The organism is Emticicia sp., assembly GCF_049241225.1.
Lineage (GTDB): Bacteria > Bacteroidota > Bacteroidia > Cytophagales > Spirosomataceae > Emticicia.
Window position 1 is genome coordinate 19,275 of record NZ_JBMLRC010000207.1, and the last position, 13,156, is coordinate 32,430.

Here is a 13,156-nt window from a genome sequence, read left to right on the forward strand (position 1 = left end):
GCTATCAGTTTTGAGATTTAATGGCTTTTAGTTCACTTTTCAAAACTTCGTTTTCATCTTCTACTTTCTTTAATCTTTTGTTTATTTCGATTAAATAAAGCGTCAGTTCTTCTATTTTTTCCATCTGTAATTTACTCATATTTCCTACGGCAAGAGCTTTGTTTTCAATCTCTTCGGCTTTCGGAATATTAGGCAAATGCCCATTTTCTGAAATAAATCTTTCTACTTCATTAAGTGGCTTTAGTTTGTAATTTGGCTTAAAAACATAGTCTGGCCAAGGTGTAACTAAAACTTCGAGTTCTGTACAAATTACTTTTCCATCAACACTCATTTTGTATCCTACTGGGGTGGCTGTTGCTCCTACTTGCAGTTGCTCAGAAGCTGTAAGAGTCACTGCCGCATTACCATTATTAACAAAAAATGCTAAGGGGTGATTTGACATCGTTCCGTACCAACCCGCTCCAAAACCCACATAAGTTCCAACCTGAATACCTACATTATTAGCGTGTACTATACCAGCCGTATTGCCAGTTGTATTTACTTGCAATTTATAATTAGGCGAAGCAGTGCCGATACCTACATTGCCCAGCCCTGCGATATCATTGATTAATACTCTTGCATTATTTTTTCCACCTCTGATATACGTGTCTTCAGCAGTTGAATAATTAAAGTGTGAAGTATGAGTTGTTCCAAAAAAAGCCGCTGTTCCGTCTGTTCCTGTCCCTCTATCTACCGCCAAAGAAGCATTTGGGCTTGAAATACCGATACCTACATTGCCGTTTCCTTGTATTCGCATCAACTCGGTAGATGTCGAGGCCGAAGCACCCGTATAAAATATATGATTGGAAGTAGGTACATCCACCTGATAGCGTAAAGTACTTCCATTGATACCAAAACCATAATATTGATGGTCGTTATTGAAACCATCATACAGAACTATCTTACGATTAACGGCAGCATTTGAAAATTGTAGCGGAGCATTCGGACTGGTAGTGCCTATTCCGAGATTTCCAGCCGTTGAAAGCGTCATTTTTGAAGAACTTCCTGCAGTATAGAAATATAGCGGATGTGCTGATTTTGTACCGAGCCAACCTGCAGCCCCTCCAACGTATGTACTTACAGTGGCTGTTCCATCGGTGTGCGAAAGACCGTAAGTATTAGTTGGGGTTTGTACTGTGAGTTTATCAACAGGATTAGATGTACCAATGCCAACTCTACCCGTGTTTATTGCGTAAATATCGCTCGAACTACTTAGTGAGGTATCCCAAAAGTTTGTTCCTTCCGAAATCAATTCCCAATTGGTAGCAAATGCTAAAGTACTTTTTTGAACATAAAAGCCAACTGTTCCATCGGTTTGGTAAACTAACAGACCCGCCGCAGGACTCGTAATCGCTAATCTTTGAGCTTGGGTCATACGTGGAATTAATATACCATTGCTGGTGCTATTGGCCGAGATAAGCGGCGAACCATTACTCGGAGAAAGCGTAATTGATTGTCCGAACGAATGTAAGCTGACTATTGCAAAGAGAAGTATAAGTTTATTTTTCATGGTAAATATGAAGTTGAATTTTTATACAAAATTTTAAAAATTTATTTTGCCTTACAATCGAATAAATATATGATTTTGAGGAAGGTAAAAGTCTTAATCTTACAAAAGTCTTTGATTTAACGGCATCAGTCAACCACGGAAAATCGTGATTTTAAGAGCTTATGAAGGAAATGTTTAACTTTTTATAGTTTGTTGGAACAAATAGCTTTTTCCAACAACCGTACAGAGCAAGCCCAAAGCAAGCATCAGAAATATGCCTGGGTACTCTTTCCAAGATAAAATAATGGCTTTTTGCGGCTCTGTTTTTGGATATGCTACCGTGATTTTTTCTTCCTGTTCGTAGCTGAATAAAACAAAAATTTGTGGAGCATCGCTATGAGCTCTGATGGTATCGTTTTTATCAGAAACAAACTCAAAAAATGGACTCCTGCCAGATAATCCACCCTTGTTGTTTTTTACAATATGCTTACTGCCTTTGGTCTTAAAGCCAATCACTTTGGCATCAGCCACCGAGCCAGTAAAAGGTAAAGAAAGCATCTTTACGAAAATATTTCCCCAAAATAGTATTATACCCAAGCCAGCAATTATTATGATTAGACCGATTACTTTTTTATTATGAATGACCATAGTTTTGTTTTTTAGTAGTAAATATTGACCCTACCATACGAACCATAGATTATCGAAATAGAAGTATGTCCACAAGCACCACCACCACCACGAGTACTGAACTCATACTGACCTCCAGTGCTTCCAATGAATGTTCCTGCTGGTACCGAGTACTCAAGTGTAGCTGATTTGCCACCATTATTGAAATAAGGATAAGAGCCACCACCTGCTCCAGTATGAACGACCTTGCGGAAAAGCCCCGCATCTACTTGTTGAAAACTAAAAGTGGCAGTTTGACCGTATTCTCCTTCGACAACTTTCAATAAACCACCCAAATTAGAAGATTCGCTGATATATGAACCTGCCCTGGCAATTGTAACGTTTCCTCTTTTTATCGTAGATGCTCCTCCAGCAATGTAGTTATTAATAGTCCTTTCGCTTCTGACACCTACCTCAATAGTTAGGGTTTCATTTGGTATTACATCAAGCTCAAAAAAAGCATAACATGCTCCTCTTCCACCAGTACAGCTAAAAGTAGCTCCAATGTTTCCAATCATTTCTCCTGCATTTCCACCACCCCAAAGTTCAGCCCTTATTTTTGTTACACCTGCAGGAACAACCCATGATTCATTAATAAACTCAAACGTCTTCATTTTTCGAAAACCACTCGTTGCCGCATTAGCCGTCAGATAGTTCCAGTTGGTGCCGTCGTGCAGGGCAAGTTTTTTTTCGTCGGCATTATAAATAATATTTCCTGCTTGTTGTGGAGGAACTGTATTTTGCTCAGTGGTTGACAAACGAGGCAACGTAATGCTATTGGGTAAAATCTCGGTTGATTTTTGTGCCAAAACAAAGTGATTGATGAATAATAAAAACGACAGAATGATGATGCTTTTCATCGAAAAATAGGGTTGCAAAAATTTAAAATATTAGATTTCTACAAAAGTCCAATATTCTCGTACATCAGTCAATTACGGAAAACCGTGAATCGTATCACGGAAAACCGTGATTTTTTGTATTTTCTTGCTTTTTGGCGAAAAAAAAAGATAATTTTAAGATAAAATCACGGCCGATGAAGAAGTATCTATATATCCTAACACTGTTTTGTCTAACCCCATATTTCGTACAAGCCCAAGTATCTAATTTGTCCGAAATTGTGGAGTCGAAACAACGCCTTACTGAGTTGGCTAAAGCCAAGCCTTCGTTTGTGAATGATACTTTAGAATTATTTTACTTAAACAAAATCTGCAAAAACTATTCTTTACTCACACGGGTTTCGGCCGATACTGGTCTTTATTTTACTCAAAAACTCTACGATAAAGCACTAAGTCTAAAAAACAATGTTTATCAGATTCGGGCTTTATTCTTATTCTCTAATTTTTATATCAAAAAGAGCCTTTATACCAAAGCTTTAGAGGCCAACTTGAGTACACTCAGAAAATGCGAAGAAGGCAATTCTGTCTGTGACGATATTTGGAAAATAAACCTGCGTTTTGGGCAAATTTATTATAATATCAAAGAGTACGAAAAGACGATTGATTACCTCCGAAAAGCCATTGACTATCTGGCGGCAAAGCCCAATCTTTCGATAGACCTCCAACTTCAAATTGCAGAAGCCTATCGAATTTCGGGCATATCGGCTCAGCTGCTTGGCCAAAAACGAGTGGCAAAGTCGATGTTTTTGAATGTTTTGAAATATTGCCAACTCTCAAAAAATGATGTTCAGATTGCATTTGCTCTGTCGGTAATGGGTGATTATTATTTAGATGTCGAGCAGAATGCCGATGAAGCCCAAAAGTATTTAGATGAAGCAGATAGACTTTTTTCTAATAAAGGCTACTGGCAAGGAAAAGCATCATTATACTCAAGTTATGTTTCGCTTTTCAAACTGAAAAAAGACCCAACTAATGCCGAAAAGTATGCCCAACTGACGATTTCAAACGCCAATGAATCGAAAAATAATGCCGTAAAATTGCAGGCTCTCATAGATTTATCAGATATAGGTTTGATGCAAAATAATCCCAAAAAAGCCTTGGCTTTTTATAAAGAGGCAATAGCACTGCGAGATAGTATTCAAAAAAGCCAAAAACTCAATGATTTAGTTGAGATTCAGAAGCGATATGACCTCGAAAAAATGCAAATTCGTTATGAAAATGAAAAACTGATTCAGCAGAAAACGACCGATTTCCTACAGAAACAATATGAAATAACTAAACTTAAAAGCGAAAAACTTGCTCAGGATTTTGCCTTGGAATCTATCAGTCGAAAACTTGAAAAAGAACATGCGTTAGCTGCCGAACAGGCTCTAAAAATTGAGACAGACAAACAAAAAAATGAGCAGGAGAGGCTTTCTAAACAATTGAAAGTAAATGAGTTATCGAATAAACTAAAACTCGAAAGTCAACAGCAAAAATCACTTTTGATAATTGTTGGGCTTATTTCTTTACTGGGTATCTCGGCAATTATTTACAGTTTTATTTTACGCAAAAAAAATAAAGAATTATTAGCCAAAAATCATGAGATTCAAGAAGCATTGCTCAAAGGTCAAACAATCGAACGTAAGCGAGTAGCCAGTGAACTACACGATAATGTTGGTTCGTTGCTTTCGGCCGTAAGAGTAAGTTTATTGACACTAAATAGAGAAAAACTGCCCAATCACGACCAAAAAGTATATGCCCAAATACAGGATATGGTTGAAAATGCTTGCCGAGAAGTACGCCTAATTTCGCATAATTTACTGCCCGAAGAACTCGAAAAGTATGGACTCGAAGTAGCCCTCGAAAAAATGGTCGAGCGACTTAATTTTTCTACACCTATTGAATTTACACTTAATAGTAAAGGATTGAAAGATGGCTTATTTGACCGCAAAACGGCTTTTCACTTATATTCGATTTGTCTCGAACTAATCAATAATATCTTGAAACACTCGGAAGCAACCGACGCCGCTCTTACTTTTCGCAAAACTGAGCAATCGCTGGAATTATTTGTGCGAGATAATGGAAAAGGAATTCAAAACCTGATGAAAGGAAAAGGTATAAAGAGCATAGAAGAGCGAGTACAAGAAATGAAAGGAGTGCTAAACATCGAATCAGCAATAGGAGAGGGGACACGCTCACACATCAGCATACCGATTACTCAGCCAGTTTATGCCTCATTGCAAACTTAATCAGGCCAACTACATTCTTTACATCGAGTTTTTTCATGAGGTTTTTTCGGTGGCTTTCCACCGTATTGACACTCACAAAAAGTAAATCAGCAATTTCGTTGGTTGAGTATTCTTGGGCTATCAGTTTCAAAACATCAATCTCACGAGCTGAAAGTTGGGCTAATTCTTTACCAATCGTAGATTTATCTTTTTCTTCGGTTGTTATTATTTTTAGAACCTTTTCACTGTAATACGGCAGCCCTTGGTAGAGTTTCTTTATTGCTTCTTCGAGCTCAGTTTTATCAGTATCCTTCAATAAATACCCCGACGCCCCCGCTGCAATTGCTTGCCTTATTTTATGAGGCTCATCGTCAATCGTCAGAATCAATACTTTTATGTCAGGAAAATGTTCGTGAATTTTTGCTGTAAGGTCTATTCCGCTCATTTCTGGCATCTGTAAATCAGAAATAACCACATCAACCACATTCGATTTCAAAAATGATAACACCTCCGAACCCCGCTGAAAAACATTGATGTTTTCAACCTCGTTCATTTGTATCAGTAAAGAAGAAAGTGATTGCCCAAAAAGCTGATGGTCATCAACTAATATTATCTGCATGAAAAAACTTTTAGTATTGATTTTCAAAGCAATTTAGTCCTTTTTGATTTACAAAAAAAATAGATAAAGAAAGTCCGTAGAATGAAAGATGTTTTTTTTGACATTTTCGCCCTATATTTGAGTCAAATTCACAACCAACACTAAATGGCAAACTGGATAAAAGTTTTTGAAACTAAGAATGTTTTTAAAGCCGAATTATTGAAAAACGAGCTATTGACCCACGAAATAATGGCCGTAGTTCTGAATAAACAAGATAGTAATTACCTCATCGGATACTATGAAGTGCAGGTACCCGACGAGCAAGAATCAATCGCAAAAGTAGTAATCGACATATTCAATCAAAATGACCTCGAAGTTTAATAATCTTTCAAATCTTACCCAACGAGCCATCGCTGCTGTTATTGGTGTAGCTATCATCTTATTTGGAGTGCTTTATAATGAATGGACTTTCTGGGTTTTATTTTTGGCTATAAGTATTCTTACTCAACGAGAATTCTACAAACTTCTCAAACTCGACGAAAACAATCCGCTCAGTGTTTATGGTGTTTTTTGTGGTATAGTTTTAAATACACTCACTTTTTTTATTGAAAAAGAGATGCTTCCGTTTAAATTCTATTACCTCATTGTGCCTTTACTCACGACTACGTTTTTTATTAAACTTTATCGCAAGAAAGACACTAAGCCCTTTGCCAACTTGGGCTATACATTTCTCGGAATCATTTACGTTGCCGTGCCTTTTGCCCTCATCAACGAGATGGTATTGACCGATAATAAAGGCTACGCACCACAATTAATTCTGGGGTGTTTGTTTATTCTTTGGGCAAACGATACAGGAGCATATTTTGCGGGGAGATTCCTCGGCAAACGTAAACTTTTCGAGCGAGTTTCTCCCAAGAAAACATGGGAAGGCTTCTTTGGTGGGGCAATAACTTCGCTGATTGTGGCGTTTATTCTAACAAAGTATTTCGATAGTTTGTTAAGTTGGCAATGGTATGGTGTTGCCATCATTATCTTTATTACTGGAACGCTCGGAGACTTAGTAGAATCGTTATTCAAACGTAGTATTTCTATCAAAGACTCAGGCAATATGATACCCGGCCATGGAGGTTTTATGGATAGGTTTGATGGACTATTGCTTTCGATGCCTTTTATTGTTACATTTCTGAAAATTTTTGGTTGAATCACTCACAATGAGAAATACAATTACACTTCTGTTGATTTTTATATCCTTGATAATGAGCAATTTAGCTTTTTCTCAAGGCGAAATAAAATACATTACGTTTTCGGGCTTAGTTATCGACAGTCAGACCAAAGAACCACTACCCGGAGCATACATCACGATTCCGAGAGCAGGCCGAGGAACGCTCTCCAACAGCAAAGGGTATTTTGTTTTGGGTGTTTTTCCGGGCGACACCGTTGTGTTTAGTTATTTAGGTTTTAAGAAGCAATTTCATATCATTCCCAAAAAAGCAGATGTCGATTATTCGGTTTTTGTTGAGCTTCAAACCGACTCGAAAATGTTAAAAGAAGTTAAAGTTTATCCGTTTAGTACCGAAGAAGAGTTCAAGCAAGCTTTGGTCGATATGAAACTTCCCGACGACCGTGAACGCAAGATTTTAGCCGAAACCTACAGCCCCGAAAACATCGCTAAGATGGCCTCAGTACATGGCATGAGTGCCGATGCCAATTATCGGTACGGACAAAGCCAATTTATGAAACAAATCGAAAATCGAGGAGCCGTCACGACAAACCCTTTGCTAAATCCGTTTGCTTGGGTAAATTTTGTAAAAGCCGTAAAAAGTGGTGCATGGAAAGACCAATCGTGGAAAGCAGGAGCAGCTACCCCTCCGAAGGATAATGTAACTCGTGATAAGTTTTTTAGAGATAATACGAAGAAAGATTGAGAGCTATTTAGCTAACTTGCAAACTTTTAAATTTATCGACAGTTGAAAAAATCGTTCGTTAAATTAGGGTTCAAAGTAAACTTTGAAACGACGATATTTAGGTCTATACCATTAGCATAACCTTTTTCACTTTTTTTGAATGGGAAATATATTCCATCTATTTTTCTGTAATCCGAATAGTCAATTTGTGTAGAAATTACTCCGTTTTTAATAATATTTTCTCTAAATAAAAAAAGTGTTTTATATTCAATAAAATACTCAAAATCAATTTCATCATTTAATTTTTGAGATAATTTAAAATATCTTTCGTTGTCGATGATTACGGAGTCAGAAATTATTTCAAACTTTTCAACCAAATTAACTGGTATTATGCTATTTCGGGTCACGAACCCATTCAAAAACATACTCAAGGTGGCCTGTTGAAAGGGTAAATTTACTGCGAAAGGCACTTTTTGTGGTTTAAAATCTGTATCTTTTGAAGTTTTAATAATCTCGTCTCCATTATAACAGTAAGTTCTTCTATCAGAAGATGTTGTATATTCAGTCCTTGAATAATTGGGTTTTATCGCATATACCCTTATAGAGTCAGAGTTTTTTAGAAAATTTCCTTTATTGCCTTGTTCATAAGCTTCAAACGAATAACTCTTTATTGCTGTAAAATTGGTTTCAAAAAAATTAGCCTTTAAATACTTGTCGTAGAAAGATTCGTTTTTATTCTGACCAAATAATTTAGCATTTGATAAAGATAAGAATAGTACAATAAATATCACTTTACTACAGTTTTGCATGGTTTAGTTGTTTTTGAACAAGCTGGATTATGGTCGGAGCAAAAGTTATAGGATATTTTTACTTTTAGGATTATTTGGTAATATACTAATATCTACGAACAGAAAACAAACAAAATTGCTTTGTGAATAACATATTTATATGCACATGTGATGAATAAAATTGTAAGGTAACAAAATGTATATATTGTACTTTTATAAGAAAGAATTTGTTATTACTCATAATAAGACAATCTTTAAACATTTTTTCACTACCTTTGTTCTCCGATAACCATAAGTATTTTCGGAACTCTTTTATAATTCTTCGATGAATCACAAACCTTCTGATGCCCTTCTGCTCCTTGAAGATGGCACTTTTTTCAAAGGAAAAGCACTTGGCAAAATTGGTACTTCGGCTGGCGAAATCTGCTTTAATACAGGTATGACTGGCTACCAAGAAATTTACACAGACCCTTCGTACTACGGTCAGGTAATCGTAAATACTACTTCACATATCGGCAACTATGGCGTTGTGTTAGATGATGAAGAAGAATCATCGAGTGTAAAAATTAGTGGGATGGTCTGCAATGCTTATGCAAACCACTATTATTCTCGTTCGACCGCTGATTTTTCATTACAAGAGTATTTCGAGCGTGCCAATATCGTAGGTATTTGTGATGTTGACACTCGCCAAATCGTACGCCACATCCGTGATGCGGGCGTGATGAACTGTATTATCTCTTCCGAAATTCTCGACCCAGAAGTTTTGGCACTTGAATTAAAGAAAGTGCCTTCGATGGATGGCCTTGAATTATCGTCGGTAGTTAGTACAAAAGAGGCGTATTATTTAGGAAACGAAGATGCAAAATACAGAGTAGCTGTATTAGATTTTGGAGTTAAGAAAAGCATCTTGAATAACTTTGTAGAAAGAGATTGTTATTGCAAGGTTTTCAATGCCAAAACAAGTTTTGAAGAAATTGCTGCGTTTAATCCAGACGGTTATTTCCTATCAAATGGCCCTGGCGACCCATCGGCAATGCCTTACGCAGTTGAAACCATCAAACAAGTAATCGAAACTAATAAGCCGGTTTTCGGTATTTGTCTGGGGCATCAGTTATTGGCTTTGTCGAGCGGAATTGGAACATATAAAATGAAGAACGGTCACCGTGGATTGAATCACCCCGTGAAAAATCTACGTACTGGCCTTTGCGAAATTACTTCACAAAATCATGGTTTTGCCGTAAAGCCAGAGCAAGTTTCGAGTGTAGAAAATATCGAACTTACACACGTAAACTTGAATGATAATACTATCGAAGGTATCCGTAGAAAAGATAAACCAGCGTTTTCGGTACAATATCACCCAGAAGCTTCACCTGGCCCGCACGATTCTCGCTATCTATTCGATGATTTCGTGAAGATGTTAGGATAAAATATTATTTCCTTAAACCTGTAAGGCATCTTGAAGACCTTACAGGTTTTTTTATATCTTTGTAGAAAAGGAGGTGAAAAATGTCTGAAGTTGTAAGAAGAAAATCGAAGAAACCATTTATTCCAAGAAGCAAAGACCCCAAGCTAAATCTTTATAGCCCTGATGATATAATGAAAGCAGGAGGGTTAGCGGCTTTTAGTAAATTAATCGGAAATGATAAGCCGATTGCTCCGCCACATATCCATTTTACTGAAGAAGAATGGGACGATATGATGAAATATTTAGATTGATGACATGGTTTTGTTAGATACGAATATAATTATTGGTTATATTAGAAAAGATGTTTCTTGTCCGCCAGAAAGATTTATTTCAATTATTACCGTTGGAGAATTAAAAGCATTTTCGATTAAAAGTAAGTGGGGAGCAGAAAAACGATTAAGACTAAATAAATATTTGCAAACACTGCAAGTACTTGATATTGATGAAAAAATATCAGACATCTACGCCGAAATAGACGCTTTTAGCCAAGGTTTGCATCCCGAGAAAAAACTTACAATTTCTTCTCGAAATATGGGAAAGAATGACCTTTGGATTGCTGCAACAGCCTACTTTTTTGATATTCCTCTACAAACTACTGACAATGACTTTGACCATCTGACTGAATTTGGTCTGAAACTTGATAAAGCATCTCTTTGATAATCAATTATTTATGAAATTATACAGCACAAACCACCAAAGTCCTGATGTTGATTTAGCCGAAGCGGTTTTTCGTGGACTTCCACCCGATAACGGACTTTATATGCCAACTGAGTTTAGACCATTGCCTCCGACTTTCTGGGAGAATGTTCAGAATCTTAGTTTGCAAGAAATTGCTTTTGAAATAGCCAATGCCTTAATCGGTGAAGATGTTCCGACCGAAGATTTACGTCAATTAATCAATAATGCGATAGATTTTACCGCACCGATTGTGGAGGTTGAGGAAAATACTTACTGCTTAGAGCTTTTTCATGGGCCTTCGATGGCTTTTAAAGATTTTGGAGCAAGATTTATGGCTGCTTTGATGTCGTATTTTCTGCAAAAATCTCAGAAGCAAATCCATATTTTGGTAGCAACTTCGGGCGATACAGGTGGAGCGGTGGCACAAGGCTTTTATAAAACACCAAACATTGATGTCACGATTCTTTACCCAAGCGGAAAAGTAAGCGATATTCAAGAAAAACAACTCACAACTCTCGGCGAAAACGTAAGAGCTTTAGAGGTAAATGGCACTTTTGATGATTGCCAAAAACTCGTGAAATTAGCTTTTTTGGATAAAGAATTGACTGATAAGTTTGATTTAGCTTCGGCCAACTCAATCAATATTGCTCGTCTGATTCCACAAGCATTTTATTATGTAAATGCCTATGCTCAATTAAAGAAATCGGGAGTTGATTTACCAGTCGTAATGTCGGTTCCAAGTGGAAACTTTGGTAATCTGAGTGCAGGAATTATCGCTTGGAAATTGGGCTTACCAGTGCATAAATTTATAGCTGCTACCAACGTTAATAAAGTTGTACCAGCTTATTTAGAAAGTGGCGTTTACGAACCAATAAGTCCTTCATTATCAACGATTTCAAATGCAATGGATGTTGGAAATCCGAGTAATTTTCCACGCATGAAAGCTTTGTTGGATAATGATTTAGAGAGAATGCGTAGCTTGGTAGTTGGTTACTTCTACGATGATGAAGCTACCAAAGTGGCCATGAAGGACGTGTATGAGCGTACAGGTTACGTGATGTGTCCGCATACGGCTGTTGCATATTTGGGCTTGAAGGCTTATACGAATACACTTTCAGAGCCAGTTAGTGGCGTATTTTTTTCAACAGCACATTATGCTAAATTTTTGGATGTGGTAGAAGAAGTAGTAGGCAAACAAGATATTCCAACACGCCTTTCTGATTTATTGAGTTTAGAAAAACAAGCAACACCAATGTCAACTGAGTTTTCGGATTTCAAGGCTTGGTTGATGGCGAATTTATAAATTTTAGCCGTTGTCTGTGTCCTCACAGGCAACGGCGTTAATTCATCTTACATCTCAGCCTTCATAGTTTGGCTCGTAAATGTACTTTCAAAAATCTTATCGGCATTGCCAGTTTCAAAGCCATCTCGGCGATGAACCCTTTCGATTTTATCAATCGGTATTCCCGCAAATTGTGGTAATACTTTTCTTTCGGCAAATTCTACATAACTTCCCGAAATTGCGTGTGTACTTCCATCGGCAAATTCGGCATCAATCATTTCGGCCACCGTCGAACTTTGCAATAAACCACCATCGGGACTGATTTTTATTTTGCCACCCGCATCGTTTAGCTTTACTCCAATTCGCTCCAAAAAAGCATTAAATTCCTGAATCGTGCCGTAGCCTTCTTTCAGATTATGCACACTAATGGTATAATGATTGAGGTAATATCGGTTATAAATTACCCAAGCGGCATACTCGCTTTCTTGTTGGAGAGCTTCGTAATCTTCCCAAGTGGGTGTTCGCCACAGTGGTTTGTGCAGAAATTCATCAACGGCCACGCCATCATTCAAATCCAAACTATCGGCTGGGTCAGATTTTACCTCGTCGGTATAACTTCTGATGATTCTTTGGGCATTTTCTGATAAATCATCTACTCGAAGTTCGCTCACAAAAATTCTTGGGAAATGAGGTTGGGGTGGCGAAAACCAATAAGCATTCAGTTTTTTGCCTTCAAAATTGAAAAAATCACGTTTTTCGTAGCCGAAATGCAAGAAGATTTTCTCGAAAGATTGAATTCCTAACTGCGGAACGCCCATCGTGCGAAAAGCTACGTGGTCATTTTCGATGTCGTTTCTATCCGAAATAATTCCTTCGGCAATCATGGCATCGGCTACTTTATTTACATCGGGTACTCGCTCGCTGTATCTTCGCATCAGTCCGTTGAGTACGTATTCTAAGGTTTCTATTTTACTGTTTTTCATTATTTTATATACCAGTTGTAATGCAAAAGAAAAACTGTTGACCGTAGTCTGTTGACCGTGGACTACTTCAATCTTTAAAAAACGAACCGTTTTGGGTTTCAAGATAAGAACTGAAATCTATATCTTCTTGTTTCAAAAATCCTTGTTGTGGTAATTTT

General features: G+C 37.3%; 14 protein-coding genes. 8 read left to right on the forward strand and 6 right to left on the reverse strand.

Annotation, left to right across the window (positions count from 1 at the left end; all coding sequences use genetic code 11):
* Positions 1-4: 4 nt before the first annotated feature.
* The 3 genes from ACOVO2_RS11515 to ACOVO2_RS11525 all read right to left on the reverse strand — a co-directional run bounded on the left by ACOVO2_RS11515 (position 5) and on the right by ACOVO2_RS11525 (position 3,054).
* Entirely contained in the window at positions 5-1,549 is a 1,545-nt protein-coding gene (locus ACOVO2_RS11515; RefSeq protein WP_421770114.1) for a hypothetical protein, read from the reverse strand.
* 174 nt (positions 1,550-1,723) lie between these two features.
* Complete coding sequence (locus tag ACOVO2_RS11520) at positions 1,724-2,176, reverse strand: hypothetical protein (protein WP_421770115.1); 453 nt, start codon at positions 2,174-2,176, stop codon at positions 1,724-1,726.
* A gap of 11 nt (positions 2,177-2,187) precedes the next feature.
* Positions 2,188-3,054, reverse strand: coding sequence for a hypothetical protein (locus ACOVO2_RS11525; protein ID WP_421770116.1), 867 nt, complete (start codon positions 3,052-3,054; stop codon positions 2,188-2,190).
* Between the two features lie 173 nt (positions 3,055-3,227).
* On the opposite strand from ACOVO2_RS11525, the gene ACOVO2_RS11530 reads away from it, so the two are divergent.
* Positions 3,228-5,321 carry a tetratricopeptide repeat-containing sensor histidine kinase gene (locus ACOVO2_RS11530; RefSeq protein WP_421770117.1) on the forward strand — a complete coding sequence of 698 codons (2,094 nt, stop codon included), beginning with the start codon at positions 3,228-3,230 and terminating at the stop codon, positions 5,319-5,321.
* On the opposite strand, the gene ACOVO2_RS11535 is transcribed toward ACOVO2_RS11530, so the two are convergent.
* On the reverse strand, positions 5,287-5,919 hold the full coding sequence (locus tag ACOVO2_RS11535) for a response regulator (RefSeq protein WP_421770118.1): 633 nt from the start codon (positions 5,917-5,919) through the stop codon (positions 5,287-5,289). The genes ACOVO2_RS11530 and ACOVO2_RS11535 overlap by 35 nt on opposite strands.
* A gap of 144 nt (positions 5,920-6,063) precedes the next feature.
* Between ACOVO2_RS11535 and ACOVO2_RS11540 the strand changes: the two genes are divergently transcribed.
* The 3 genes from ACOVO2_RS11540 to ACOVO2_RS11550 are packed head-to-tail and all read left to right on the forward strand — an operon-like array spanning position 6,064 to position 7,823.
* Entirely contained in the window at positions 6,064-6,279 is a 216-nt protein-coding gene (locus tag ACOVO2_RS11540) for a putative signal transducing protein (protein ID WP_421770119.1), read from the forward strand.
* Complete coding sequence (locus tag ACOVO2_RS11545) at positions 6,263-7,099, forward strand: phosphatidate cytidylyltransferase (RefSeq protein ID WP_421770120.1); 837 nt, start codon at positions 6,263-6,265, stop codon at positions 7,097-7,099. Before ACOVO2_RS11540 ends, ACOVO2_RS11545 begins: the two co-directional genes overlap by 17 nt.
* 10 nt (positions 7,100-7,109) lie before the next feature.
* Positions 7,110-7,823 (forward strand): carboxypeptidase-like regulatory domain-containing protein, encoded by a 714-nt coding sequence (locus tag ACOVO2_RS11550; RefSeq protein WP_421770121.1) that lies wholly within the window; start codon positions 7,110-7,112, stop codon positions 7,821-7,823.
* A 32-nt stretch (positions 7,824-7,855) separates the two neighbouring features.
* On the opposite strand, the gene ACOVO2_RS11555 is transcribed toward ACOVO2_RS11550, so the two are convergent.
* A complete protein-coding gene (locus ACOVO2_RS11555; RefSeq protein WP_421770122.1) occupies positions 7,856-8,611 on the reverse strand; it encodes a hypothetical protein in 756 nt (251 codons plus the stop codon).
* Between the two features lie 304 nt (positions 8,612-8,915).
* Between ACOVO2_RS11555 and carA the strand changes: the two genes are divergently transcribed.
* From carA to thrC, 4 genes are all read left to right on the forward strand, one after another.
* Positions 8,916-10,016 (forward strand): glutamine-hydrolyzing carbamoyl-phosphate synthase small subunit, encoded by a 1,101-nt coding sequence (gene carA / locus ACOVO2_RS11560; protein WP_421770123.1) that lies wholly within the window; start codon positions 8,916-8,918, stop codon positions 10,014-10,016.
* Between the two features lie 80 nt (positions 10,017-10,096).
* The gene (locus ACOVO2_RS11565; protein WP_421770124.1) at positions 10,097-10,306 is read left to right on the forward strand and encodes a hypothetical protein; all 210 of its coding nucleotides are present in this window, start codon (positions 10,097-10,099) and stop codon (positions 10,304-10,306) included.
* A gap of 4 nt (positions 10,307-10,310) precedes the next feature.
* Positions 10,311-10,712 (forward strand): type II toxin-antitoxin system VapC family toxin, encoded by a 402-nt coding sequence (locus ACOVO2_RS11570; RefSeq protein WP_421770125.1) that lies wholly within the window; start codon positions 10,311-10,313, stop codon positions 10,710-10,712.
* Between the two features lie 13 nt (positions 10,713-10,725).
* Positions 10,726-12,036, forward strand: coding sequence for a threonine synthase (thrC, locus tag ACOVO2_RS11575; RefSeq protein WP_421770129.1), 1,311 nt, complete (start codon positions 10,726-10,728; stop codon positions 12,034-12,036).
* Positions 12,037-12,083: 47 nt separating this feature from the next.
* Here the strand turns inward: thrC and ACOVO2_RS11580 are convergent, their stop codons facing one another.
* Positions 12,084-12,998: a DUF1338 domain-containing protein gene (locus ACOVO2_RS11580; protein WP_421770126.1), complete on the reverse strand. Its 915-nt coding sequence runs from the start codon at positions 12,996-12,998 to the stop codon at positions 12,084-12,086.
* Positions 12,999-13,156: the final 158 nt, after the last annotated feature.

Excerpts from the sequence above, each read along its gene's own strand:
- ACOVO2_RS11515 (WP_421770114.1), bottom strand. The coding sequence starts at position 1,549 with ATGAAAAATAAACTTATACTTCTCTTTGCAATAGTCAGCTTACATTCG.
- ACOVO2_RS11520 (WP_421770115.1), bottom strand. The coding sequence starts at position 2,176 with ATGGTCATTCATAATAAAAAAGTAATCGGTCTAATCATAATAATTGCT.
- ACOVO2_RS11525 (WP_421770116.1), bottom strand. The coding sequence starts at position 3,054 with ATGAAAAGCATCATCATTCTGTCGTTTTTATTATTCATCAATCACTTT.
- ACOVO2_RS11530 (WP_421770117.1), top strand. The coding sequence starts at position 3,228 with ATGAAGAAGTATCTATATATCCTAACACTGTTTTGTCTAACCCCATAT.
- ACOVO2_RS11535 (WP_421770118.1), bottom strand. The coding sequence starts at position 5,919 with ATGCAGATAATATTAGTTGATGACCATCAGCTTTTTGGGCAATCACTT.
- ACOVO2_RS11540 (WP_421770119.1), top strand. The coding sequence starts at position 6,064 with ATGGCAAACTGGATAAAAGTTTTTGAAACTAAGAATGTTTTTAAAGCC.
- ACOVO2_RS11545 (WP_421770120.1), top strand. The coding sequence starts at position 6,263 with ATGACCTCGAAGTTTAATAATCTTTCAAATCTTACCCAACGAGCCATC.
- ACOVO2_RS11550 (WP_421770121.1), top strand. The coding sequence starts at position 7,110 with ATGAGAAATACAATTACACTTCTGTTGATTTTTATATCCTTGATAATG.
- ACOVO2_RS11555 (WP_421770122.1), bottom strand. The coding sequence starts at position 8,611 with ATGCAAAACTGTAGTAAAGTGATATTTATTGTACTATTCTTATCTTTA.
- carA (WP_421770123.1), top strand. The coding sequence starts at position 8,916 with ATGAATCACAAACCTTCTGATGCCCTTCTGCTCCTTGAAGATGGCACT.
- ACOVO2_RS11565 (WP_421770124.1), top strand. The coding sequence starts at position 10,097 with ATGTCTGAAGTTGTAAGAAGAAAATCGAAGAAACCATTTATTCCAAGA.
- ACOVO2_RS11570 (WP_421770125.1), top strand. The coding sequence starts at position 10,311 with ATGGTTTTGTTAGATACGAATATAATTATTGGTTATATTAGAAAAGAT.
- thrC (WP_421770129.1), top strand. The coding sequence starts at position 10,726 with ATGAAATTATACAGCACAAACCACCAAAGTCCTGATGTTGATTTAGCC.
- ACOVO2_RS11580 (WP_421770126.1), bottom strand. The coding sequence starts at position 12,998 with ATGAAAAACAGTAAAATAGAAACCTTAGAATACGTACTCAACGGACTG.